The organism is Acinetobacter sp. S-1 (assembly GCF_059579785.1).
Genome location: NZ_CM184207.1, coordinates 427,839 through 451,286, shown reverse-complemented (window position 1 = coordinate 451,286; position 23,448 = coordinate 427,839). Strand labels below are relative to the sequence as shown.

Here is a 23,448-nt window from a genome sequence, read left to right as displayed (position 1 = left end):
TCGACCTCTTATTTGAACGGGAAGCCGAATGCACGCATAAGCGCACGGCCTTCGTCATCGGTGCGAGCAGTCGTAGTAATAGTAATATCCATACCACGAATACGATCAATCTTATCGAAATCGATTTCAGGGAAAACGATTTGCTCTTTCAAACCCATTGAGTAGTTACCACGACCATCAAATGATTTCGAAGAGAAACCACGGAAGTCACGGATACGAGGGATTGCGATTGAGATCAAACGGTCCAAGAATTCGTACATTTGGTCGCCACGTAAAGTAACTTTACAACCAATCGGCCAACCATCACGGATTTTGAAACCAGCGATAGATTTACGAGCAAGTGTAATTACTGGTTTTTGACCAGCAATTAATTGCATGTCGACTACAGCGCCATCTAATAATTTCTTATCAGTTGCAGCTGCGCCTACACCCATGTTTAGGGTAATTTTTGTGATGCGTGGAATTTCCATCACGTTCTTAATGCTAAGTTCTTCTTGTAACTTCGCTTTAAGTTCTTCGTTGTAACGTGCTTTAAGTCTGGCCATTGCCTTTTCAACCTATTACTTCGCTACCGCCACTGATTCACCATTTGATTTATAAACGCGAGTTTTCACGCCATCAATCACTTGGTAACCAACACGGTCAGCCTTCTGGGTTGTAGCATTTAAAATTGCCACGTTTGAAATATGAAGCGAAGCTTCTTGAGTAACGATACCGCCTTCAGCGCCAGTTACACGATTCGGCTTTTGATGCTTCTTCACTAAGTTAAGGCCTTCAACCTTAACGCGGTCTTCAGAAACAGACAATACAGTACCCTGTTTGCCTTTTTCTTTACCTGCGATCACGATAACCTGATCGCCTTTTTTAATCTTAGCCATGATTGCCTCTTATAGAACTTCAGGAGCCAATGAAATGATTTTCATGAACTGTTCAGTACGAAGTTCACGAGTCACTGGTCCGAAGATACGAGTAGCAATCGGAGCTTTGTTGTTGTTCAGGATAACTGCAGCATTATCATCAAAACGGATCACAGAACCATCTGGACGACGAATGCCGAATTTAGTACGAACTACAACCGCATTCATCACGTCACCTTTTTTAACACGTGCGCGTGGGATTGCTTCTTTTACAGTAACTTTAATAATGTCGCCAACAGAAGCATAACGACGATGTGAACCACCAAGTACTTTAATACATTGTACGCGGCGAGCACCACTGTTGTCTGCTACGTCGAGCATAGTTTCGGTTTGAATCATTGCCCTACTCCAAAACCGAGCATCACCGGTCACAATTTCGAAAGGCTCAAAGAGTACTCGAAATTGACCGATGATGCAACAAGAACGTCGAATTACTCAGCAGCTGCTTCAACTACTTCCACTAAAGTCCAAGCTTTAGTTTTAGAAATTGGGCGGCTTTCTTTAATGGTCACAACATCGCCAAGTTTAGCAACATTGTTCTCATCATGAGCGTGTAACTTAGTTGAACGGCGAATTGATTTGCCATACAACGGGTGTTGAACGCGGCGTTCGATAAGAACAACAATAGACTTGTCCATTTTGTCGCTTACTACTTTGCCGGTTAACGTGCGGACTGTTTTTTCACTCATTGTCCGTTCCCCTGTTTTTCGGTAAGGAGTGTCTTAATACGAGCAATTGTCTTACGAGCAACTTGCACTTCATGCGATTTACCCAACTGACCAGTTGCTTTCGCCATACGAAGACGGAATTGATTAAGCTGTTGCTCATCAAGCAAAGCTTTCAACTCTTCTACCGATTTTTCACGTAGATCTTTAGTTTTCATTACATTACCGTCCGAGTCACGATAGTGGTTTTAAACGGAAGTTTAGCAGCAGCTAAAGCAAATGCTTCACGCGCTAATTCTTCGTTCACACCTTCAATTTCGTACAGGATCTTACCTGGTTGGATCTGGCAAACCCAGTACTCCACGCTACCCTTACCTTTACCCATACGCACTTCAAGAGGCTTTTGAGTAATTGGTTTATCCGGGAATACGCGAATAAAGATTTTACCACCACGCTTAATACGGCGGCTAATAGTACGACGTGCAGCTTCAATCTGACGAGCAGTCATACGACCACGTTCAGTTGCTTTGATTGCAATCGAACCAAATGATACTGTACTACCACGATGCGCTAGACCAGTATTACGGCCTTTGTGCACCTTACGGAATTTGGTACGTTTAGGTTGCAACATGGATTATTCTCCCTTGTCAGCAGCACGGTCACCGCGACGACCACGACGCTCTTGACCTTCACCACGACCACGACCACGTTTAGCTGGACGATCTTCAGCAGGAGCAGGGTTCATGACTTGTTTCATGCCACCTAAAATCTCGCCACGGAAAATCCAAACTTTAACACCAATCGTACCGTAAGTTGTTTCTGCACGCATAGTTGCATAGTCAATGTCTGCACGTAGCGTATGTAAAGGTACACGACCTTCACGATACCATTCTGTACGAGCAATCTCTGCACCACCTAAACGGCCAGACACTTCAACTTTGATACCTTTAGCACCAGCACGCATAGTGTTTTGAACCGCACGCTTCATAGCACGACGGAACATTACACGCTTTTCTAATTGAGAAGCGATTGCTTCAGCAACTAAACGCGCATCTAAGTCTGGGCGATCAATTTCGTTGATACTTACTTGCGCTGGAACACCCATAATGCTGGTAAGTTCGCGCTGTAATTTCTCAATATCTTCGCCTTTTTTACCGATTACGATACCAGGACGAGCTGTGCTAATAGTTACTTTAGCAGCGCCTGATGGACGTTCGATAAGAATGTTGCTTACCATCGCATTCTTAAGTTTTTTAGTTAAAAACTCACGAACTTGAAGATCTTTAAGCAAGTATTCAGCGTATTGTTTCGGATTCGCATACCAGTTAGCGTTATGACGTTTCACAACACCTAGGCGGATACCGATTGGATGAACCTTCTGACCCATATCAAACCCCTACCTTAACGGTGATGTGACAAGTACGCTTAGTAATACGATCTGCACGGCCTTTAGCACGTGGCATAATACGTTTAAGGCTCATGCCTTCGTCAACGTAAATCGTAGATACTTTAAGATCGTCAACATCTAAACTGTTATTGTGTTCAGCGTTTGCAATCGCAGATTCCAATGCTTTTTTTACTAAAACAGCAGCTTTTTTATTGCTGAAGTTTAAGATATTTAAAGCATGCGCAACAGATTTGCCGCGAATAAGATCTGCAACCAAACGTGCTTTCTGTGCCGAGATAGCGGCACCGCGTAATTTAGCAGTTACTTCCATCATGACACCTATTAACGTTTAGATTTCTTGTCAACACCGTGACCACGATAGGTACGAGTTGGCGCGAATTCACCGAGTTTATGACCAACCATATGCTCAGTAACAATTACTGGAACGTGGTTACGACCATTATGAACAGAAATTGTTAAACCAACAAAATCTGGAAGGATCATCGAACGACGAGACCAAGTTTTAATCGGCTTGCGAGAGTTACTAGCAACAGCCGCTTCAACCTTAGCGAACAAGTGCGCATCGACGAATGGGCCTTTTTTCAGAGAACGAGGCATTAGTCAGATTCCTTTACTTGACGCGACGGTCGCGAATAATCATCTTAGTCGTACGCTTATTGGTACGTGTCTTGTACCCTTTAGCTTTTTGACCCCATGGGCTTACAGGTTGAATACCTTTGTTACGCCCTTCACCACCACCGTGCGGGTGATCAATCGGGTTCATCGCCATACCACGTACGGTAGGACGAACACCACGCCAGCGCGAAGCACCAGCTTTACCCAATGAACGAAGGTTGTTTTCTTGGTTAGAAACTTCACCAATTACAGCGCGGCATTCAACATGTACTTTACGCATTTCGCCTGAACGAAGACGAATAATTGCGTAAGAACCATCACGACCCAACAACTGAACAGAAGCACCAGCAGAACGCGCTAATTGCGCACCCTTACCAATTTTAAGTTCAACGTTATGAAGTGTAGAACCGATCGGCATATTACGAAGTGGCAAGCAGTTACCTGGACGAATTGGAGCATCGTTACCAGATTGTACTTTATCGCCAGCACGTAAGCCTTTAGGTGCGATGATATAACGACGCTCACCATCAGCATATTTCAACAAAGCAATATGTGCTGTACGGTTTGGATCGTATTCAATACGCTCTACAACAGCTGGGATGCTGTCTTTGTTACGTTTGAAGTCAACGATACGGTAGTGTTGTTTATGACCACCACCAACGTGACGAGTAGTAATGTGACCGTTGTTATTACGACCACCAGTACGTTTTTTAGCTTCAACCAACGGTGCGTAAGGAGCGCCTTTGTGAAGATGGTCATGAACCACTTTCTCTACAAAGCGACGTCCTGGAGACGTTGGCTTACATTTTTGAATCGGCATAATTTTCGTCCTTATTCCGCTGCGCTTTCAGCGGTATCGCCCAAGTCAGCCATTTCAACATCTTGGCCAGCTTTCAGGGTGACGTATGCTTTTTTAACATCAGAACGGCGTCCCAATGTACGACCAAAGCGCTTAGTCTTACCTTTAGTAATAGTTGTGTTAACTTTAACAACTTCTACACCAAAAAGTTTTTCAACTGCTTTTTTGATTTCAAGTTTAGTAGCATTGATGTCTACTTTAAATACTTGAACACCAACAGTATCACCTAATACTTGTGCCTTTTCTGAGAAGACTGGTCCTTTTAGGACTTGATAGATACGTTCGTTGTTCATCCGAGTTCTACCTCAATTTTCTTAGCAGCAGCTACAGACATCACAACTTTATCAAACGCGATCAAGCTTACAGGATCGATTGCAGTTGCATCTACCACATCTACATGTGGAAGGTTGCGTGCTGCAAGATATAAGTTCTCATCTACAGCGTCAGTAACGATTAATGCACGAGCAGCATTTAAGTCGTTAAGCTTTGCAAGCAATTCTTTAGTTTTTGGAGCTGCAACAGCAAACTCTTCAACCAATACAAGACGATCTTGGCGAACAAGTTCAGCTAAGATACATTGCATTGCACCGCGGTACATCTTACGGTTTACTTTTTGAGACCAATCTTGTGGACGAGCAGCAAAAGTTTTACCACCGCCAACCCAGATAGGGCTACGAATAGAACCCGCACGAGCACGACCAGTACCTTTTTGACGGAATGGCTTTTTACCACCGCCAGAAACGTCTGCACGTGATTTCTGAGCACGAGTACCTTGACGACCACCTGCTAAGTAAGCAGTAACAACTTGGTGTACAAGAGCTTCGTTAAATTCACGTCCGAAAGCAACTTCAGACAATTCAACAGCAGAGCCGGAAACAGTTTTCAAATTCACGGTATTTCCCCTCAGGCCTTGATGGTAGGACGTACAATCACGTCGCCGCCAGTTGCACCAGGAATTGCACCTTTAACAACTAAAACAGAACGTTCAGCGTCAATAGATACGATTTCAAGACCTTGTACTGTTACGCGTTCATCACCTAAGTGACCAGCCATTTTCTTGCCTTTGAACACGCGTCCAGGAGTCTGGTTTTGACCTGTAGAACCTAATACACGGTGAGAAACTGAGTTACCGTGAGTAGCGTCTTGGGTACGGAAGTTCCAACGTTTAACACCACCTTGGAAACCTTTACCTTTTGATTGACCAGTTACGTCAACTACTTGACCAACTGTGAACAAATCAACGCCAATAGTACCGCCAACTTCACGGCCTTCAAGCTCAGCTTCAGTAACACGGAACTCTTTAACTAAACGACCAGCAGCAACACCAGCTTTCGCGAAGTGACCTTTCTGAGCGTTAGTTACGCGAGATTCGCGACGTTCACCAGTAGTTACTTGAACAGCTTGATAACCATCAGTTTCAAGTGTTTTGATTTGCGTAATGCGGTTTGGATCGACTTCGATGACTGTAACAGGTACAGAAACACCTGCATCTGTAAAGATGCGAGTCATACCACATTTGCGACCGACTAAACCAATAGCCATGTGCATAAACCTCTAAAAAAGCGGCCTAATTAACTTAGAAGTTAATCAACCGAAAGCCTTAACCCAAAGCGATCTGAACATCAACACCAGCCGCAAGATCTAATTTCATCAATGCATCAACAGTTTTATCTGTAGGTTGAACGATATCGATCAAACGTTTATAGGTGCGGATTTCGTACTGGTCACGCGCATCTTTGTTAACGTGCGGTGAAGTAAGAACGTTGAAGCGTTCGATGCGAGTAGGCATCGGAATTGGACCACAAACTTGTGCGCCAGTACGCTTAGCGGTTTCTACGATCTCTTGAGCAGATTGATCAATCAGACGATGATCAAAAGACTTCAAACGGATACGAATTCTCTGGTTAGACATACCAGTAAACTCCAAGCCAAACATATAAAGAATCACCCTTGACGCATCTCACCCATTGGTAAGTGTCAAAGGCAGTGAAAATCACTAAGGTCATGATCGATGCCACGACTGTAATGCACATTTACTACTTTCTTCGCAGTAAATGCCCCTCCTTTTGAGGGTCGCCCATTATAACGATTGTTTAAGTCTTATGCAATTCTCTTTTTCTATTTTTTGTTCAAAACACACTTTAACCTAGTATTCTCAACTCACTCTAGGCGTTTATAACAAATTCAATCGCTTTATTTAAGAGTTGATTACCTTGTTCAAATTTTTGTGCTTCTGAATATTGTAGTTCACTCACAGGCTGCACATATTCTCCATTAAAAATAGATAGCTCTTCTTCATTTTCAAGTAAGAGTTCTAAAGCTGCCGGTGTCATTTCTGGATGAAATTGAAAACCCAGTACATTTTTTCCAATTTGATACATCTGATTACGACAAGCTATATTCTCGGCTAAGTGTATGGCACCCTTGGGTATTTCAAATGTTTCGCTATGCCACTGCATCACCTTTATCTTTTCAGGCAATGGAAAACTGTCTTGAGGTAAATTTGCCACCCTCTGAACTGTTGACCAGCCAAGTTCCTGATAGCGGTTTCGACTGACTGCGGCGCCTAGTGCATTAGCAATTAGCTGCCCACCCAAACAGAGACCTATAGCAGGCTTTCCTGCTGCTAAATAACGACGCAACCATCTTTTCTCTATCTTAAGCCATGGATAATTCGCTTCATCATTTACACTCATGGTACCACCCATGACTAATAATAAGTCAACCTCATCAATTTGTGGTAAAGCTTCTATTTCAAGTGACCGATCAACCGGAAGTGCAAAAAACTCCGTAGAACTAATAGTCGCGTGGTGAGCTTTTAAAAATGAATAACAACTCCCAAAACCCTCACCCGCGATATGTTGAAAATAATGAACTCTTAAATGCGACTTCATGCGCTTAAACCTATTGTTGTTAGAATGTTGTAGTGGTCTTTGCAAAAATAAAGCCAAGTTTTTGTTTTATAGGTCTACTGTAACGAAACCTCTTACAAAACTTTATAAATCTAGCGAAGAGTTTAAATTTCTCTTAATCTAACTTTATCATTTAAAACATAACGCACTATGAAAAAGCATAACGATTTCCAGACTCGCCTCATTCATGCCCCAAGAAAGGCTCCGCAATTCATTGAAACAGTGCAACCTCCCTTATTTCGCGCATCAACTATTATTTTCAAATCAACTTCGCACCTTTTTGATCGTCATTGGACTGATAAGTATGACTATAGCTATGGAACACATGGCACCCCTACCACATTCACCTTAGGCGACAATATTGCGCAAATTGAAGGTGGCTTGCATTGTTTACTTGCACCGAGTGGCCTATCCGCAATTAATATTGTGAACTCAGCATTTTTAAGCACTAATGACGAAGTATGGGTTCCAGACAATATTTACGGTCCAAATCTAGAGCATTTAACTTATCTACAAAGTCAATATGGCATTATTGTTAAAGTATATAACCCCATTGACGCTGCAAGTTTTCAACCCACCGAAAGAAGTAAACTATTATGGTTAGAAGCTGCAGGTTCAGTTACTTTAGAATTTCCTGATCTTAAAAATCTAGTCAAAAAAGCTAAAAAAAATGGTGTATTGACTGCTCTAGATAACACCTGGGGAGCGGGGCTTGCGTTTAATGCTTTCAATTTTTCTGATGAACATCTATCTGTTGATTTAACCGTTCACGCACTAACCAAATATCCAAGTGGTGGTGGTGACATTTTAATGGGTAGCATTGTAACTCGTGATGAGAAACTTCATCACCGCTTATTCCGTACGCATGCTATTTTGGGCATCGCAATCTCTGGAGATGATGCAGCTCAAGTTCAACGCAGCCTTGCTCATATGTCTTTACGCTATGAACAACAGTCAGCCAATGCTCACACTCTACTTAAATGGCTAAAGAACCAGCCTCAATTTGCACAAGTTCTACACCCAAGTGATGAATCCTCACCAGGCCATCAATATTGGCAAGAAATCTGCATAGACGGTCAAAGTGCTGGCTTAGTGAGTGTTATTTTTAAACCTGAATATGACATTACAGCAGTACGTCGTTTCTGCGATGCATTAGAGTTATTTAAGCTCGGCTTTAGCTGGGGTGGACCTGTTAGCCTGATTATGCTTTATGATTTAAAAATGATGAGAAAACTTGAGAATACACATTTACAACAAGGATTATTGGTCCGATTCTGTATAGGACTAGAAGATCCGCAAGATTTGATACAAGATATCGAAAATGCACTGAAACAACTGTAAAACGACAAGATTATAGTGACTCAAACCATAGGATAAAAATATATGGGTACACCGATTGTTATTGCTAAAAATATTAAGGACACATCAAAAGAAATTGTTTTACTTCCCCAGTTTGCTAACCGTCATGGACTTATTGCAGGCGCGACAGGTACAGGTAAAACAGTTACGTTAAAAGTTCTAGCAGAGAGTTTCTCTCGAATCGGTGTGCCGGTATTTCTTGCCGATGCTAAAGGCGATGTTTCGAGTCTTGCAAAAGCTGGTGAAGCTTCGGATAAATTTAATCAACGCTTAAAACTTTTACAAATTGATAGTGTTCCATTCTCAGCGAATCCAGTTGTTTTTTGGGATTTATTTGGTCAGCAAGGTCATCCTATCCGAACCACCATTTCTGAAATTGGGCCAATTTTATTAGCACGCATACTCAACTTAAATGATACCCAAGAAGGTGTTTTATCTGCTGTATTCCGTATTGCAGATGACCAAGGTTTACTTTTAGTCGATTTTAAAGATTTAAAAGCCATGATCACTTTTGTGAGTGAACATGCAGCTGAGTTTAAAGCCGAGTATGGTAATTTATCTCCAGCCAGCCTAGGTGCCATTCAGCGCAACTTACTCGCTCTTGCCGACCAAGGTGGAGAACAGTTCTTTGGGGAACCAGCTTTAAATATTCTGGATTTTATCCAAACCGATGCAAACGGACACGGTTATATCAATATTCTTGCTGCTGACAAGCTCATGAATACACCTAAGTTATATGCCACTTTCCTCTTATGGATGCTTTCAGAGTTATTTGAACAGCTACCAGAAGTGGGTGATATGGATAAGCCTAAACTCGTGTTTTTCTTTGATGAAGCTCACTTGTTATTTGATAATGCCAGCCAAGCTCTACAAGACAAAATTGAACAAGTGGTACGTTTAATCCGCTCCAAAGGGGTGGGTATCTACTTTATTACTCAAAACCCCCTCGATTTACCCGAAAGCGTTCTTGGTCAACTTGGTAATCGCGTTCAACATGCATTACGTGCATTCACCCCTAAAGATCAAAAAGCTGTAAAAACCGCAGCAGACACTTTCCGTGCTAATCCCGAGTTTAAAGTTGATGAAGCTATTACCCAACTTGGTGTTGGTGAGGCACTCATTAGCTGTCTAGATGAGCAAGGTACACCACAGATTGTAGAACGTGGTTGGGTTATGCCTCCGTACTCTGCATTTACACCGATCACTCCAGAAGAGCGTCAGACTTTAATCTCGCAAAGTATTATTGCTGGGGTTTATGAACAAGCTGTAGATCGTGATAGTGCCTATGAAATGCTACAGAATAAAGTTGCTGAACGCGAACAACAGCAGCAAGACGCCGAACTTGCAAAACAACAAGCTAAAGAACAAGAAACTTTAGCAAAACAGCAAGCTAAAGAGCAGGAACGTTTGGCACGTGAGCAATTAAAAGAGGAAGAAAGAGCAGCCCGTGAACGAGCTAAACTCACACAAGACATTGTGGGAACTTTTGCCAAAAGTGCTGCACGCAGTTTAGGAGGAAGTACCGGCCAAAAACTCGTAAGGGGCTTGCTCGGCTCTTTATTTGGTAAATAAAAATATTAAAAAAATTGCGTTAATTTTAGGGGATTTTATATCCCCTAATTTTTTTATGGTTTTTTATAAAAAAGTTATTGCCATTAATTTTTTAAAGATGTATTTTAAATACATCTTATATAGCCAGATAAATAAGGTCTAGCCATGACTCCACAACAAATTGAACTTGTTAAATCTACTGTACCGGTTTTACGTGAACACGGCGTTACGCTGACTACATACTTTTATAAGCGCATGCTTAATAACAATCCCGAATTAAAAAATGTTTTTAATTTAGATGACCAAACCAGCTTACGTCAGCCACGTGCTCTTGCAGCTGCTGTACTTGCTTATGCAGAAAATATTGAGAACCCTACCGTGCTCGCTAAAGCGGTAGAACGCATCACTACTAAACACGTGAGCTTAGATATTCAACCAGACCAATATGCAATTGTTGGGGACAACTTGCTTCATTCAATTAGTGAAGTACTCAACGTGCCATTCGAATCAGAGCTTATTGAAGCGTGGAAACAAGCATACTTACAGTTGGCTGATATCTTGATTGGTGTTGAAAAACAAAAATATGAACAACTTGAAAGCTTAAAAGGTGGATGGGCTGGCTGGCGTTCATTTGAAATTACTCAAATTGATCCTTTGGAATCTGGCAAACGCTTCACTTTAAAAGCAACTGACCATGAAGACGTACTGACTAGCCCAGCAAATGCCTTTATTTCAGTTAAAGTACAAGTTCCCGAGCAACAACTTGAACAACCGAAAGCTTTTAAATTTACTGAAGCTCAAGAAGATAACTCGTATCACTTTGAAGTGCAGCCTGAAGAAAATCATACTGAGTTTTCAGTTGCTAATATTCTACTTGAGCATTATAGAGTTGGTGATCAAGTACAGGTTTCAGCCCCTTTAACGCTGTAATGTAAAAACCTCTTGCCTGAAAGTTTTCTTATTTAGACTTTCAGGCTAAGATGATCATCCTTTTAATCTCTTCCATTTTTGGTGATCATGCAGCTTAATAAATTTACCGATTATGCATTACGACTCTTAATGTATGTTGCACGCCCAAGTGATGCACCCTACACGATTGCAGAAATCGCGAAAGATTTGCATGTTTCACAAAACCATCTAGTTAAAGTTGTTCACTTCATGGGCAAGCAGGAATGGATTATTACCATTCGTGGAAAAGGCGGAGGAATTCGCTTAAATCCAGATGCACTTAACTCAAATTTAGGTTCAATCGTTCGAATATTACAGGGCGACAATCAAATCGTTGAATGTAATACACCACCTTGTGTATTACGCAGTCACTGTGGTTTAAAAGGTATTTTAGATCAGGCTTTAGAAAGCTTTTATCAAAGTCTAGACCAATACACACTCGGAGAAGTTTTGCAGCAATCAAAATCTGCTCCTGCCAACTCCCCTATTGCATTTTTACAAATCTAAGCTCTACTGATTTTGATAAGTCGACTTATTGAAAATTAGCAAGAATACCCAAGCTCCTTTATACTAGGCGCGAGCCCTCTCATTTAAAAAGTTATTTTTTATGCGTCGTAGTGAAAAATCGAAAGACACCAAAGCCAGACTCGCACCCAAGCAAAAGATCAGCTATGAAAAGAAACCAGATCCAGCGATCACGGCATATGCTGTGCAATCACTCAACTGGTTACGCCAAGCTGAGTTTCTAATGAGTGCACCTAAATTGGCACTTTGTGTTGAAGATAGTGGCTACGAGATCGCTTTTGCAGGACGCTCAAATGCCGGTAAGTCCAGTGCTATCAATGCACTAACCAACAAAAAACAGCTAGCACGCGCCTCTAAAAAACCTGGCCGTACTCAGATGATTAACTTCTTTAGTCTAGGCAACCCCGATCAACGTTTAGTCGATCTTCCTGGCTATGGCTATGCAGCCGTACCTGAAGATATGAAACGAGTATGGCAAAAAGAATTAGAGAACTATTTAATCCATCGTAAAAGCTTACAAGGCTTAGTATTACTTATGGATATTCGCCATCCTCTACAGCATTTCGACATGATGATGCTAGAGTGGGCTTATTCACGTCATCTCTTTGTTCATATTCTCTTAACGAAAGCAGACAAACTTAATCGTGGCCCTGCAAACAAAGTGCTATTAGAAGTTAAGCAACAACTGAAAAAAATGAAGCTTGATTTCTCGATTCAACTTTTCTCCTCACTTAATAAGTTAGGTTTAGAAGAGCTAGCAAGTGTTATGGCTGGACGCCTGCATTTTACGCTTGATCAAGAGCCGGAATTTGACGTTGACGCGATCCCTGAAGCATCAGATGAGGATACTGAAGAGTAAATCGTCAAAACAGATACAATTTCCTTATTAAATTTATTTTCAAATTGGCCCCTATTGCTAAACACAAATGTAGGGGCTTTTTTTATACTCGTTATAACTTCATCGAGTTAAAAATCAGGACTAAATGATGAAATTGTTATCTTTTTTGAAGAACAAGGCTTTAGGTTCTTCTATTGACTATAAAATTCTTCCACGTAAAGTAAAATTTGACTGGAAAGATACCCCTGTTGACTGGATTCCAAATCAGCCTTTCGCAAGTTATTTTATTAATGAAATTAATAACATCTTGCCTGCCGGAGAATTCTGGTTTTGCCGTTTGTACAATAAAGTTTTACCACAAATTAAAGATGAAAAACTTAAACAGGATGTGCAAGCATTTATCCGCCAAGAAGCTATGCATGCCAATGCGCATACTTCTGCCAATAAAGAATATTTAAGCGCACGTAATATTGATATCCAGCGAAATCTGGACATTATGAATTATCTATTTACCACTGCCTTAGCAGATAAACCATTCGACAAAGAAGTCCCTCAATTTCTACAAGGGCAATGGGACCTTTTCCGTTTAGGCGTTATTGCAACTGTTGAGCATATGACCTGTGTATTAGGGAAATATGCACTCTATAACGAGCGTTGGGAAGAATTAGGCGCTGACCCTGAAATGGTTGATCTGGTTAAATGGCATGGTTCAGAAGAAATTGAACACCGTACCGTTGCTTTTGATTTATATCGCCATTTGGGTGGTGGATATATTCCACGCTACTATTTAAGCCTTGCAGTGATTGTACTGGTGCTTGGATTATGGGTAGATGGCGCTGCACATATTATGAAACAAGATCCACGTTTTGCTGATGCTGCTAAATCTAGATTTTTCCCAGTATGGGTTGCTGTAGAATGGTTTAAGATTAGTCGCAAAGATAACCAAGTGCTACCAAATCCATTTTGGCTGATTGCCCAACAAATTGATTACCTCATGCCTTGGTATGATCCAGTTAAAGAAGGCAGCACTGAAGATGCGGTAAGTTATTTATCGCAATCTCCAGCAGCAAAAAGAGCCGAGTTACAAGCGGCTTAAAAATAAAAAAGCAGGATTTAAAATCCTGCTTTTTTATTTAGGAGATTAGACACTGATATCTTTATCTTTTGTATAACGGTCAACAACCACGCTAATCATCATATCACCCTGCACATTTACCACTGTTCTTACCGTATCCAATAGGCGATCAATCGGAAGTAAAATTGCAATTGCTTCAGCCGGTAAACCTACAGACTGTAAAACCATAATCATGGTAACCATACCTGCACTTGGAATGCCAGGGGCCCCTAGTGATGCAATCATTGCTGTTAAACACACAATAATTTGTTGTGTCAGGTTTAAGTCTAGCCCCACCAAATTTGCGACAAACAATGCAGCAGCTGCTTCATATAGTGCTGTGCCATCCATATTAAGCTGTGTACCTAAAGGAATTACAAAACCAGCTGTTTGCGGACGAACCCCTAAGTTTTCCTGTGCGCATTTCATACTAAGGGGCATTGTGGCAGAACTAGAGCTGGTTGCAAATGCTGTAATTAGCGCTGTACGTGTTCCTTTGAAAAAAGCCCAAGGACTCATGCGGCCAAAAATCCAAAGTAGTAACGGTAAAACAACAGCGCCATGAAAAATGGTAGTCCCTGTCACTACAACAGCAAACTCAGCCAAACGACTGAGTACCGAAATATCTTCCGTTGCCATTAACTTTGCTAATAAAGCAAAAATACCCAAAGGTGCTAGCTTCATTACCCAGCCGACTAGCATCATCATCATTTCAAAAAATTGATGACTTAATAAGCGAATACTTTTAAAACGCTCACCGCCATGGACTAAAGCAACACCAATAAATAGCGCAAACACCACAACCGCTAAAACGTTACCATCGCTAAACGCTTTAAATGGGTTGATTAATGTATTTTGAATAAAATTAGTGAAAAAACTTGCAGGATTTAAACTATCTGGTGCCTGATAGTTTTGCATAGACGTTTGGAAAATAGAGATATCTATACCGCGCCCTACTTCAAATAGATGAGCACAACTTATACCTAAAATTAAAGCTAATGTTGTTGTAGTCAAACAACATAAAAAGGTAATTTTCCAGACTGGACCTAACTGCCCTCCCGCCTGCAAATTAGATACACCCACAACAATCGAGCTAAAAATCAAAGGCACCAACAACATTTTAAGCAGCCCAATAAAGACACTACTTAATATGCCTAACCCATATAAACTATGTTTTACAAACGCAGTATCGGGATACAACGTTAATATAAAACCAAAGGTTAAGCCTAAAATGGCAGCAATAAGAATTTGTGTGTTTAAGTTCATATCAGCATTATTTTTTTCAGTTGGCAATCCTTTTGCAAATATGACATGAGCTTGCTTTTCATACGAGCAATTTTTTGTCACATCGTTTCAATTAAAAATAAAAAAGCCATCTAATCAGATGGCTTTATAAATAAGCTTATTGTGTTTCAATTTCCCGCAAACGAATTAAACCCTCTTGCACGGTACTGCATACAAGTTGGCCATTTTGCCACATACGGCCAAAGTTCAAGCCGCGAGAGGCTGCGCTAACGGTTGCTTCCATATCGTAAAGCATCCATTCATCAGCACGCAGCGGGCGGTGAAAATAGATGGCATGATCAATACTCGCACACTGTAAACTTGGAGAAATATAGCTGAGCCCATGCGGTCTCAAAGCAGTTGTCATTAAGGTAAAGTCTGAATAAAACGCAACAATCGCTTGATGGAGGGCAATATCATCTAATTGTTTTGGAATACGGTCATGTGTGCGGATATAGTGCGCATTATAAGGAGCTTCAGGTTGCGGTTGAAACGGATTTACCGGATCAATTGGGCGAATTTCCACATGGCGCTCACGCATGAAACTAGCACGAACATTTTCAGGTACGAAATTTAAAATACCTTCTTTGAGTTCATTTTCAGATTTAAGAGTCTCTGGTGCAGGATACTCTGGTTCTTGATGTTGATAGTTCAAGCCTTCTTCGGGGTTAGCAAAAGAAACCATCGCCGAGAATATAACTCGTCCATGCTGAATTGCACGAACCTGACGACTTACGAAACTCTTTCCATCACGTAAACGGTCTACTTCATAGATAATTGGAGCATTAATATCACCGCCATACAAAAAATATGCATGCAAAGAATGCGCTGGACGATCGGTTGTATAAGATGCCGCACGTAAAGCCTGACCCAAAACCTGTCCACCAAAGACACGTTTACCGACAAGATTACGGCTTATGCCACGGTAAATATTTTCTTCTAACTTTTCTAAAGTGAGAAGATCGACTAGTTCTTGGGTTAACGCATTCATGAGAGATACCTTCATATTTCAGGTAAAAAATCGTATTAAAGTACAGATGTGTAGAATCTATTGTGCCATAAAAAACTATTTGAACATGGAACAATCAGTCAACTTCTGACGAACATTGCTCATATAACAGCTAAAAATACGATTTTTAACGATAAAATATGCCAAAAGCATTATAATTTATAAGAAAGTAGCATATTGTTTTTTTAATAAATGCCGCAAAATAATTACCCTCTGCATTTGGTGCTGGGATTTGTCTTTAAGAAGTAGGAGTTCTTATGTCCAAGAGTGGGTTTGGTCAAATGTATCGTCGGCTTTCGAGTAAACTACTTGACCTCGTGGTAACACCACATGTTCTTGGGGAAGTTCCTACTGAACCAGTATCAGAAACAACAGAAACAGAAGCAAAAACTGACCGCCAAAAAGTGGTTTGTTACGTCTTACAAAACCACTCTCGAAGCAATGCTCTGGTGGTTGATGGAGAAACGCGTCGTTTAAATTTAAAACCTGCGTTAGATCCATTAGTTGTTGGCACTCATCAGGAAAAAGCATCAGTTTTATTTTTACAGCACAATGATGAAAATAATTTACTGAATCCGCCTCCTCATGCTTTTCCACCGCGTTTAATAAAACTGATTGAAGTTTTACAAGAAAACCCTGAACTTGATATAGAGCTTGTTCCGGTTACAGTTTTATGGGGCCGTTCGCCAGATAAAGAAGATTCTTGGTTTAAATTATTATTTTCAGACACATGGGCAACACCAAGCACAGTTAAGCAGCTGGTTAATATTGGTTTGCATGGCCGTCAGTCTTATTTAGAATTTCATGAACCACAATCGCTACGTGAATTGGTTGAATATGCACAGCAGCATTATCCAAATCTTTCACCAGCAACTTATATTGTAAGTACGTTAAATGATTATTTAGACCGTCAGCGTGAAGTCGTGTTAGGCCCCGATTTGTCGGATCGCCGCAATGTCATGCAATCGGTTGTTAAATCTCGTGATGTGCAAGAAGCAATCCGCCGTGAAAGTATTCGCGGAAAAGTGAGCATGCTTGAAGCTGAACGCCGTGCGATTGGCTATGTGAATGAAATCGTATCGGATTATTCACACTCAGCAGTGCGCTTTGCCGATCTTGCCTTAACACGCCTATGGACCCAGCTTTATGACGGCGTAGAAGTACATAACTTTAGTACCGTTCGTGAACTAGCGAAAGACTATGAAGTTGTCTATACACCGTGCCACCGCAGTCACATTGACTATTTACTATTGTCATATGTCATCTATAAACGTGGCTTAATGGTTCCATATATTGCTGCGGGCGATAACTTAAACTTACCTTTTGTTGGACAGCTTCTACGTGGTGGCGGTGCATTCTTCATTCGCCGCTCTTTCCGTGGAAATGGACTCTACACTACTGTATTTAAAGAATATCTATATAGTATTTTGTCACGCAACACGCCTCTTGAATACTTTATTGAAGGTGGACGTTCACGTACTGGACGTTTATTACCGCCTAAAACCGGTATGCTTGCCATGACAGTTCACAGCCATTTACGTGGCCGTGCTAAACCGATCGTTTTCTTACCAACTTATATTGGTTATGAACGACTCATGGAAGGCTCAACTTACGTAGGCGAAATGCAAGGTAAGCCAAAAGAAGCCGAATCTATTTTTGGTATTGTGAAAACCTTACGAAAAATTGAACGTATTTTTGGTAAAGTCCACGTGAACTTTGGTGAACCTGTTTTCCTTGATGATCTGCTTAAGCAACATAATGCAGAAAACGTTTATATCGAGAAAAATGACGACCCAATTCCTCAAGCTGTTTCAGATGCAGTAAATAGCTCTGCACATGCAATTTTAGAAAACATTAACCGAGCTGTGGTGATTAACCCCGTCTCTTTACTTTCTATTATTTTGCTTGCAACTCCAAAGCATACACTTGATGAAGAGATCTGTATTAAGCAGCTTGAAGCTTACCGCAACTTGGCATCAAACTTCCCATATGACCAACGTATGGAAGTAACACCACTTTCTGGTAAAGAAATTATTGCGTATGGTTTAAAGCTTAAACTCATTAAACGTGTTCAGCATGCACTTGGTGATATTATTGCAATTGAAGATAACCAAGCGGTTCTTCTGACTTACTTCCGTAATAACATCTTGCACGCCTTTGTTTTACCTTCTCTAGTAGCATCACTTGTTGAACATAATGGAAAAATCAGTCGTTCAGATTTAACTAATGTCATCTATACGCTCTATCCATTCTTGAAAGCTGAGTTATTCCTTAAATGGAAGAGCAGCGAGCTTAAGGCACAAGTTGAGCAATATGCAGATGCTCTAGTTCAATCTAACCTTATTCAACAAGACGATGAAGGTAATTTGATTAGCTCTGCGCCAAATACTGAAGAGCATAATCAGCTTGTTGTTTTAGCAACGCCAGTTAAGCAAAGTCTTGAGCGTTACTACATGACACTTGCGCTCATTACTCAACGTGGTTCAGGTAATATCTCTGCTAAACAAGTTGAAGAGTTAAGTCATTTATTAGGACAACGTTTATCAGTTCTATATGAATTTAATTCGCCAGAGTTCTTCGACAAAGCTTTATTCCAAAGCTTCTTAAAAGTACTTACTCAGCAAAATTACATTCGTACCAATGACCAAGGCCAAATTGAGTTTGATGACAACTTCCGTCAAATGGCTGCTGGCGCACAGTTGGTGCTTGATGAAGTAACCTTGCAAATGTTGCAGCATATCACCACCTTTACTGACGAAGAATTGAAAGATGCTCTTGAAGCAATGGCATCTCAACAAGCTAAACGCCGTTTAAAACGCAAAAAAGCTTAATGTCTTCAGTCAAAATAAAAGGCAACTTCGGTTGCCTTTTATTTTATTAGCGAATTGGACATTCAAAATAACGTGGATCATCCATACAACGTAAGCGCTTCATAAGCTGAACGAAATAAGCATCGTAATAACCTGAAAGAACGTACTGATTACGTATTTTGGCAACCATTACGTCATAACTTTGCTTCTCATAAAAAGAGACATCTACCCAATAATAAGCAGGTAAATGATTTTCCCATTGTGTCGCACGATTCGTCAGCAATTGGCTATTTTGAACGAACCATCCTCGAATTTTCCGGCCAAAATTAGTAGGATAAGCTTGCGGCTTAATAATTAAATTGACACCAAAATATGCCAAAGGAAAATTAATGACTTGAGTATCTGGTCCAAATTCTTTTTGTAAGTTATACGGCAATAATCCATACACTGGGGCAGCAATAATATCGATTTTATTTTGCTTAAACTGCGCAATCGCGTTAGATAAATCGACATAAACTGGCTGAGCACCTACACTTCGTACCAGTGCTTGTTGTGGTGGATTGTTGGGTAGCACCCCAATACGCTGATTTCTTAATTGAGCGACTCTAGAGAGGTTCTTATTTTTTAGAACCATGTAAGCAGTTCCAATTGGAATCATTCCTATAGCTTCATAATTCTTAGAAACTAACCTTTTCTCGATTGTAGGATGATTTAAAAGCTGCAAAAAGCTTTTGGCCGTACGGTTATTAGGAATAAGTCCTATACCCGCGGTACTTCCCATAAATTGGTTATAACGATAAGTATTGAAATTGGATGCAGCTAAACCCGAACATTTCCCATCATCAAAAGCTTGTATAGCCTGCTGTTCTTTTTGATAGGTAACTACTTTAAATTTGACTTGATATTGCTGGGCATATAGCCGAATGTCATTTAAACGGCGAGTAATATCCCCTTGGGACCCGATAGGATCATAGGCACACCACACCTGATCCTCAGCCCAACTCGCAACAGCTGTTATGCTCAAGATAAGAGCTAAACAAATTTTTTTCACTTTCAACCTTTTTATCTTTATCGGCAATTTGACTGCCTCATCAGGTATTTATGTTCTTATTTAAAGTTTAATCAAAATTTCATTTAGTGCTATGAACATTTAAACATAATAAATAGTCATTAAAGCAAATCGGATGCTCTAATTGAAAACCCGTTGCTGGCAAATGTTTTGCATAAATTCTTTTACCTGAAATTTGGTTTGATTCTAAAGTTAATTCTGGCAATCCCAATTGTTTTTGAAACCACACAATAATTTCATGCAAAGGCAATGGTTGATTATTAGTCACAATATAGCTTGCTTGATGATTTGCATAATCAGCCATAAAAGCTAAAAATCTTGCTAAATCATCAATATGTATTCGATTGCTATAATGTATATTTGGATAACTTTGATGATTTTCAGCCATTTTTTTTAAACGGGCAATGGAAGTTCCATAAATACCTGTAGGGCGAACAATTACAGATTGAGTTGGATAATATTTTTGCCAGAGTAACTCCATATTAAGCAATATATGGCCTTGAGCATCATTTGGATGAATTTCACTAAAATCATCAATAATCTCTCCTGCATTTTCACCATATACCCGCGTAGAGGAGACAACGATTATTTTTTTCACTGGATGTATTTTTAATGCTTCTCGAATCGGTTCAACACTATCAACATAAGTTTGCTGATAGCCCTCAACCGTACTCTCATTTGGAGAAAGTAAAATATATACGACATCTACAGGTTCAATTTTACTTAAATCGAGCGTAAAAATATCCTGAACAAGATGCGTTGCGTAACTATCCGTTTTTACACTACGGCTGATTGTGGTAATTTGATGTTCTTTCTCAAATAGTTGTTTAGCAACACGCTGAGATGTTTTACCATAACCGATAAATAATATATGCATAGAAAACTCGTTGAGGGGACATGACTTCAGTCCATCAGTTACAAGGCGTTGGATCGGCTTCAGCAGCCCTGCTCGAAAAACTAAATATTTTTACCACAGATGATTTACTGTTTCATCTGCCACGTGATTATGAAGACCGCAGTACGATTATTCCAATGAATCAACTTGTGGTTGGGCGGAGCTATTTACTCGAAGGAGAAGTCAAATCAATTGATTTCCCCCCGGGAAAAAGAAAATCTATGGCAGCCTTGGTGCAAGATGAATTCGGTAAAGTCACCTTACGCTTTTATCATATTTATAAGAACCTGACTGATAAAATAAAACCCGGTCATCGCTTACGCATTTTTGGTGAAGTCCGTGTGGGTGCTCGCGGCCTTGAGATGTATCATCCTGAAATTCAGCTCATTCATGAACATACACCTCTACCAAAAACTCAGCTTACAGCAATTTATCCAAGTACCGATGGGTTAACTCAACCTAAATTACGCGAATACGTTAAACAAGCTTTAAAGCATCATAGTGACGCCTTACCAGAGCTACTCCCAAAACAATATACCAATGGCTATGCGCTTAAAGAGGCTTTATATTATATTCATGAGCCTCCCGTTGATGCCAATATGCTCCAATTGGCTCAAGGCTCGCATCCTGCTCAGCAACGGCTTATTTTTGAAGAGTTGGTTGCGCACCAAATTAGTTTACTTAACCGCCGTGCTTATATTCGACAAATTGCGTCACCTGCTTTTTCAAGCAGTAAAGTATTAGCTAAAAAACTATTAGAAGCTTTACCATTTCAAATGACCAATGCACAAAAACGTGTATCTAAAGAAATTTTAAATGACTTAAAACAACACCAACCTATGCTACGTCTAGTACAAGGCGACGTAGGGGCTGGAAAGACCCTAGTTGCAGCTGTAGCCGCTTGCCATGCTTTAGAAGCAGATTGGCAGGTTGCATTAATGGCTCCAACTGAAATTCTTGCAGAACAGCATTATTTAAACTTTAAACGTTGGTTTGAACCATTAGGTGTAACCGTGGCATGGTTATCTGGCAAACAAAAAGGTAAAGCCCGTGCCCAAGCAGAACAACAGATTAAAGAAGGCCACGCGGAACTTATTGTCGGTACCCATGCCTTATTTCAAGATAATGTTGGCTTCGCTAAATTAGGGCTAGTAATTATTGATGAACAACATCGTTTTGGTGTAGATCAACGCTTAGCTTTACGCAATAAAGGTGCTGAGCAGTTCACCCCACATCAACTCGTGATGACGGCAACCCCCATTCCAAGAACTCTAGCAATGAGTGCTTATGGCGACTTGGACACATCCATAATTGATGAATTACCACCAGGCCGTACCCCAATTCAAACAGTTACGATTCCTCTTGATCGTCGCGAAGAAGTACTTCAACGAATTGCTTCGAATTGTAGAGATGGGAAACAGGCCTATTGGGTATGTACACTGGTTGAACAATCTGAAACTTTAGATGCTCAAGCCGCCGAAGCAACTTACCAAGAGATGAAAGAACGTTTTCCTGAGCTCAACATTGGCTTGGTGCATGGCAAAATGAAAGCTGATGAAAAGCAAGCCGTCATGCAAGCATTTAAAAATAATGAATTACAACTTCTTATCGCAACGACAGTGATTGAAGTTGGAGTAGACGTTCCTAACTCTTCCATTATGGTGATTGAAAATGCCGAGCGTTTAGGGCTTTCTCAGCTACACCAATTACGAGGTCGCGTAGGTCGAGGTGCTCAAGCTAGTTTTTGCGTACTTTTATATAAAACACCTCTCTCTCAAAATGGACAAGAGAGACTTTCTATTTTAAGAGAAAGTAATGATGGCTTCGTGATTGCAGAAAAAGATCTGGAATTACGTGGACCGGGTGAATTATTAGGGACTAAACAAACTGGGGATATGGGATTTAGAGTGGCTCGTTTAGAGCGAGATGATCACCTACTGAGTCAAGCCCACTATGTGGCACAGCAAGTTTTAAAAGATTATCCAGAACAGGCAGATGCTCTATTAAAGCGTTGGCTTCCTGAGGCGCCTCGCTACGCGTATGTTTAGTTTTTTAAACTTCCAACCTCTTATTCAGTTATTTTCACCTTGCTCACTGTGCGAGTTAGGTGCGCGAGAAAAATATTCACTTTGTAAAGACTGTTGGGAACAGCTGCCTTGGCTTAAACAAACGATTCAACGTAATAATCACTCTGTTCTTGTGGCCTGTAATTATGCTTATCCAGTTAACCGGATTATTCAGCAGTTTAAATATGAACAAAAGTTACATTATCAAATCTTATTAGGTGAAATTTTAAAACAATTAAAATTTCCCAAGGTACAAGCTATTGTACCCATGCCTATTTCCAATCAGCGTTTAATCGAGCGTGGTTTCAATCAATCATTACTACTCGCCAATATATTAAGCAAACACTTAAAAATACCTGTTTGGCAACCAATTCAACGCTTAAATGAACACTCTCAAAAAGGACTTTCTCGGCTAGAACGCTTTGAAAATATCGAACAACAATTTTTACCTCATCATCAAGAGAAACGACGTTATCGCCGCGTTCTCATTATTGATGACGTGATAACCACGGGAAGCTCTGTTCATGCGCTCAGTCAGGCACTTAAACAATTAGGCTGCACATCCATTCATACCGTGTGCCTAGCAGCGACGCCGAAGAGTTAG

General features: G+C 40.5%; 28 protein-coding genes and 1 pseudogene. 10 read left to right on the top strand and 19 right to left on the bottom strand.

The features are described 5' to 3' along the window. Positions 1-8 precede the first annotated feature (8 nt). From rplE to AC52J8_RS02120, 15 genes and pseudogenes are all read right to left on the bottom strand, one after another. Positions 9-545: a 50S ribosomal protein L5 gene (gene rplE, locus AC52J8_RS02190; protein ID WP_002116961.1), complete on the bottom strand. Its 537-nt coding sequence runs from the start codon at positions 543-545 to the stop codon at positions 9-11. A 15-nt stretch (positions 546-560) separates the two neighbouring features. Further along, complete coding sequence (rplX, locus tag AC52J8_RS02185) at positions 561-878, bottom strand: 50S ribosomal protein L24 (RefSeq protein WP_002116820.1); 318 nt, start codon at positions 876-878, stop codon at positions 561-563. Positions 879-887: 9 nt separating this feature from the next. After that, entirely contained in the window at positions 888-1,256 is a 369-nt protein-coding gene (gene rplN / locus AC52J8_RS02180; protein ID WP_001982634.1) for a 50S ribosomal protein L14, read from the bottom strand. A gap of 92 nt (positions 1,257-1,348) precedes the next feature. Beyond that, a complete protein-coding gene (gene rpsQ / locus AC52J8_RS02175) occupies positions 1,349-1,606 on the bottom strand; it encodes a 30S ribosomal protein S17 (RefSeq protein WP_002116661.1) in 258 nt (85 codons plus the stop codon). Then, positions 1,603-1,800, bottom strand: a complete 198-nt coding sequence (gene rpmC, locus AC52J8_RS02170; RefSeq protein WP_000849928.1) for a 50S ribosomal protein L29 — start codon at positions 1,798-1,800, stop codon at positions 1,603-1,605. The genes rpsQ and rpmC overlap by 4 nt, the downstream gene beginning before the upstream one ends. Continuing rightward, positions 1,800-2,213 carry a 50S ribosomal protein L16 gene (gene rplP / locus AC52J8_RS02165; RefSeq protein WP_002049688.1) on the bottom strand — a complete coding sequence of 138 codons (414 nt, stop codon included), beginning with the start codon at positions 2,211-2,213 and terminating at the stop codon, positions 1,800-1,802. Before rplP ends, rpmC begins: the two co-directional genes overlap by 1 nt. After that, a pseudogene (gene rpsC / locus AC52J8_RS02160) lies at positions 2,153-2,969 on the bottom strand (30S ribosomal protein S3). The gene rplP and the pseudogene rpsC overlap by 61 nt, the downstream one beginning before the upstream one ends. Position 2,970: 1 nt before the next feature. Continuing rightward, the gene (gene rplV / locus AC52J8_RS02155; protein ID WP_001982638.1) at positions 2,971-3,300 is read right to left on the bottom strand and encodes a 50S ribosomal protein L22; all 330 of its coding nucleotides are present in this window, start codon (positions 3,298-3,300) and stop codon (positions 2,971-2,973) included. 11 nt (positions 3,301-3,311) lie between these two features. Next, positions 3,312-3,587 (bottom strand): 30S ribosomal protein S19, encoded by a 276-nt coding sequence (gene rpsS / locus AC52J8_RS02150; protein ID WP_001138119.1) that lies wholly within the window; start codon positions 3,585-3,587, stop codon positions 3,312-3,314. 13 nt (positions 3,588-3,600) lie between these two features. Then, positions 3,601-4,425 carry a 50S ribosomal protein L2 gene (rplB, locus tag AC52J8_RS02145; protein WP_002049686.1) on the bottom strand — a complete coding sequence of 275 codons (825 nt, stop codon included), beginning with the start codon at positions 4,423-4,425 and terminating at the stop codon, positions 3,601-3,603. 11 nt (positions 4,426-4,436) lie between these two features. Then, on the bottom strand, positions 4,437-4,757 hold the full coding sequence (gene rplW / locus AC52J8_RS02140; RefSeq protein ID WP_002049693.1) for a 50S ribosomal protein L23: 321 nt from the start codon (positions 4,755-4,757) through the stop codon (positions 4,437-4,439). Further along, entirely contained in the window at positions 4,754-5,356 is a 603-nt protein-coding gene (gene rplD / locus AC52J8_RS02135) for a 50S ribosomal protein L4 (protein WP_002049755.1), read from the bottom strand. The genes rplW and rplD overlap by 4 nt, the downstream gene beginning before the upstream one ends. Positions 5,357-5,367: 11 nt before the next feature. Then, positions 5,368-6,006, bottom strand: coding sequence for a 50S ribosomal protein L3 (gene rplC, locus AC52J8_RS02130; protein WP_002117051.1), 639 nt, complete (start codon positions 6,004-6,006; stop codon positions 5,368-5,370). Positions 6,007-6,064: 58 nt separating this feature from the next. After that, positions 6,065-6,376, bottom strand: coding sequence for a 30S ribosomal protein S10 (gene rpsJ, locus AC52J8_RS02125; protein WP_000070912.1), 312 nt, complete (start codon positions 6,374-6,376; stop codon positions 6,065-6,067). A 253-nt stretch (positions 6,377-6,629) separates the two neighbouring features. Next, positions 6,630-7,358: a type 1 glutamine amidotransferase gene (locus tag AC52J8_RS02120; protein ID WP_044099980.1), complete on the bottom strand. Its 729-nt coding sequence runs from the start codon at positions 7,356-7,358 to the stop codon at positions 6,630-6,632. Positions 7,359-7,526: 168 nt separating this feature from the next. Between AC52J8_RS02120 and AC52J8_RS02115 the strand changes: the two genes are divergently transcribed. The 7 genes from AC52J8_RS02115 to AC52J8_RS02085 all read left to right on the top strand — a co-directional run bounded on the left by AC52J8_RS02115 (position 7,527) and on the right by AC52J8_RS02085 (position 13,693). After that, positions 7,527-8,717 (top strand): PLP-dependent transferase, encoded by a 1,191-nt coding sequence (locus AC52J8_RS02115; RefSeq protein WP_032036725.1) that lies wholly within the window; start codon positions 7,527-7,529, stop codon positions 8,715-8,717. Between the two features lie 42 nt (positions 8,718-8,759). Continuing rightward, positions 8,760-10,307 carry a helicase HerA-like domain-containing protein gene (locus AC52J8_RS02110; protein WP_086399325.1) on the top strand — a complete coding sequence of 516 codons (1,548 nt, stop codon included), beginning with the start codon at positions 8,760-8,762 and terminating at the stop codon, positions 10,305-10,307. Then, a complete protein-coding gene (locus AC52J8_RS02105) occupies positions 10,297-10,449 on the top strand; it encodes a hypothetical protein (RefSeq protein ID WP_014207750.1) in 153 nt (50 codons plus the stop codon). The genes AC52J8_RS02110 and AC52J8_RS02105 overlap by 11 nt, the downstream gene beginning before the upstream one ends. Positions 10,450-10,451: 2 nt before the next feature. Next, entirely contained in the window at positions 10,452-11,216 is a 765-nt protein-coding gene (locus tag AC52J8_RS02100) for a globin domain-containing protein (protein ID WP_014207751.1), read from the top strand. Positions 11,217-11,303: 87 nt separating this feature from the next. Continuing rightward, entirely contained in the window at positions 11,304-11,741 is a 438-nt protein-coding gene (locus AC52J8_RS02095) for an RrF2 family transcriptional regulator (protein ID WP_002116968.1), read from the top strand. 100 nt (positions 11,742-11,841) lie between these two features. Continuing rightward, on the top strand, positions 11,842-12,618 hold the full coding sequence (gene yihA, locus AC52J8_RS02090; RefSeq protein ID WP_002116788.1) for a ribosome biogenesis GTP-binding protein YihA/YsxC: 777 nt from the start codon (positions 11,842-11,844) through the stop codon (positions 12,616-12,618). A 124-nt stretch (positions 12,619-12,742) separates the two neighbouring features. After that, entirely contained in the window at positions 12,743-13,693 is a 951-nt protein-coding gene (locus AC52J8_RS02085; RefSeq protein ID WP_080973545.1) for a metal-dependent hydrolase, read from the top strand. 45 nt (positions 13,694-13,738) lie between these two features. Here the strand turns inward: AC52J8_RS02085 and AC52J8_RS02080 are convergent, their stop codons facing one another. Beyond that, positions 13,739-15,004 (bottom strand): dicarboxylate/amino acid:cation symporter, encoded by a 1,266-nt coding sequence (locus tag AC52J8_RS02080; RefSeq protein ID WP_032006483.1) that lies wholly within the window; start codon positions 15,002-15,004, stop codon positions 13,739-13,741. Between the two features lie 109 nt (positions 15,005-15,113). Beyond that, positions 15,114-15,986 carry an acyl-CoA thioesterase gene (locus AC52J8_RS02075; RefSeq protein WP_002116924.1) on the bottom strand — a complete coding sequence of 291 codons (873 nt, stop codon included), beginning with the start codon at positions 15,984-15,986 and terminating at the stop codon, positions 15,114-15,116. A gap of 275 nt (positions 15,987-16,261) precedes the next feature. Here AC52J8_RS02075 and plsB point away from each other — a divergent pair, with 275 nt between their 5' ends. After that, positions 16,262-18,835, top strand: coding sequence for a glycerol-3-phosphate 1-O-acyltransferase PlsB (plsB, locus tag AC52J8_RS02070; RefSeq protein ID WP_032004809.1), 2,574 nt, complete (start codon positions 16,262-16,264; stop codon positions 18,833-18,835). 46 nt (positions 18,836-18,881) lie between these two features. Here plsB and AC52J8_RS02065 read toward each other — a convergent pair whose 3' ends face one another. Continuing rightward, positions 18,882-19,865: a putative solute-binding protein gene (locus AC52J8_RS02065; protein ID WP_032006482.1), complete on the bottom strand. Its 984-nt coding sequence runs from the start codon at positions 19,863-19,865 to the stop codon at positions 18,882-18,884. 79 nt (positions 19,866-19,944) lie between these two features. Next, positions 19,945-20,760: an NAD-dependent epimerase/dehydratase family protein gene (locus AC52J8_RS02060; protein ID WP_086611357.1), complete on the bottom strand. Its 816-nt coding sequence runs from the start codon at positions 20,758-20,760 to the stop codon at positions 19,945-19,947. A gap of 20 nt (positions 20,761-20,780) precedes the next feature. On the opposite strand from AC52J8_RS02060, the gene recG reads away from it, so the two are divergent. Then, positions 20,781-22,826, top strand: a complete 2,046-nt coding sequence (recG, locus tag AC52J8_RS02055) for an ATP-dependent DNA helicase RecG (RefSeq protein WP_046811835.1) — start codon at positions 20,781-20,783, stop codon at positions 22,824-22,826. Next, the gene (locus AC52J8_RS02050; RefSeq protein WP_032006478.1) at positions 22,819-23,448 is read left to right on the top strand and encodes a ComF family protein; all 630 of its coding nucleotides are present in this window, start codon (positions 22,819-22,821) and stop codon (positions 23,446-23,448) included. The genes recG and AC52J8_RS02050 overlap by 8 nt, the downstream gene beginning before the upstream one ends.

Bases quoted from the DNA above. Each gene is read 5' to 3' on its own strand.
- rplE (WP_002116961.1), bottom strand. From the start codon at position 545: ATGGCCAGACTTAAAGCACGTTACAACGAAGAACTTAAAGCGAAGTTA.
- rplX (WP_002116820.1), bottom strand. From the start codon at position 878: ATGGCTAAGATTAAAAAAGGCGATCAGGTTATCGTGATCGCAGGTAAA.
- rplN (WP_001982634.1), bottom strand. From the start codon at position 1,256: ATGATTCAAACCGAAACTATGCTCGACGTAGCAGACAACAGTGGTGCT.
- rpsQ (WP_002116661.1), bottom strand. From the start codon at position 1,606: ATGAGTGAAAAAACAGTCCGCACGTTAACCGGCAAAGTAGTAAGCGAC.
- rpmC (WP_000849928.1), bottom strand. From the start codon at position 1,800: ATGAAAACTAAAGATCTACGTGAAAAATCGGTAGAAGAGTTGAAAGCT.
- rplP (WP_002049688.1), bottom strand. From the start codon at position 2,213: ATGTTGCAACCTAAACGTACCAAATTCCGTAAGGTGCACAAAGGCCGT.
- rplV (WP_001982638.1), bottom strand. From the start codon at position 3,300: ATGGAAGTAACTGCTAAATTACGCGGTGCCGCTATCTCGGCACAGAAA.
- rpsS (WP_001138119.1), bottom strand. From the start codon at position 3,587: ATGCCTCGTTCTCTGAAAAAAGGCCCATTCGTCGATGCGCACTTGTTC.
- rplB (WP_002049686.1), bottom strand. From the start codon at position 4,425: ATGCCGATTCAAAAATGTAAGCCAACGTCTCCAGGACGTCGCTTTGTA.
- rplW (WP_002049693.1), bottom strand. From the start codon at position 4,757: ATGAACAACGAACGTATCTATCAAGTCCTAAAAGGACCAGTCTTCTCA.
- rplC (WP_002117051.1), bottom strand. From the start codon at position 6,006: ATGGCTATTGGTTTAGTCGGTCGCAAATGTGGTATGACTCGCATCTTT.
- rpsJ (WP_000070912.1), bottom strand. From the start codon at position 6,376: ATGTCTAACCAGAGAATTCGTATCCGTTTGAAGTCTTTTGATCATCGT.
- AC52J8_RS02120 (WP_044099980.1), bottom strand. From the start codon at position 7,358: ATGAAGTCGCATTTAAGAGTTCATTATTTTCAACATATCGCGGGTGAG.
- AC52J8_RS02115 (WP_032036725.1), top strand. From the start codon at position 7,527: ATGAAAAAGCATAACGATTTCCAGACTCGCCTCATTCATGCCCCAAGA.
- AC52J8_RS02110 (WP_086399325.1), top strand. From the start codon at position 8,760: ATGGGTACACCGATTGTTATTGCTAAAAATATTAAGGACACATCAAAA.
- AC52J8_RS02100 (WP_014207751.1), top strand. From the start codon at position 10,452: ATGACTCCACAACAAATTGAACTTGTTAAATCTACTGTACCGGTTTTA.
- AC52J8_RS02095 (WP_002116968.1), top strand. From the start codon at position 11,304: ATGCAGCTTAATAAATTTACCGATTATGCATTACGACTCTTAATGTAT.
- yihA (WP_002116788.1), top strand. From the start codon at position 11,842: ATGCGTCGTAGTGAAAAATCGAAAGACACCAAAGCCAGACTCGCACCC.
- AC52J8_RS02085 (WP_080973545.1), top strand. From the start codon at position 12,743: ATGATGAAATTGTTATCTTTTTTGAAGAACAAGGCTTTAGGTTCTTCT.
- AC52J8_RS02075 (WP_002116924.1), bottom strand. From the start codon at position 15,986: ATGAATGCGTTAACCCAAGAACTAGTCGATCTTCTCACTTTAGAAAAG.
- plsB (WP_032004809.1), top strand. From the start codon at position 16,262: ATGTCCAAGAGTGGGTTTGGTCAAATGTATCGTCGGCTTTCGAGTAAA.
- AC52J8_RS02060 (WP_086611357.1), bottom strand. From the start codon at position 20,760: ATGCATATATTATTTATCGGTTATGGTAAAACATCTCAGCGTGTTGCT.
- recG (WP_046811835.1), top strand. From the start codon at position 20,781: ATGACTTCAGTCCATCAGTTACAAGGCGTTGGATCGGCTTCAGCAGCC.
- AC52J8_RS02050 (WP_032006478.1), top strand. From the start codon at position 22,819: ATGTTTAGTTTTTTAAACTTCCAACCTCTTATTCAGTTATTTTCACCT.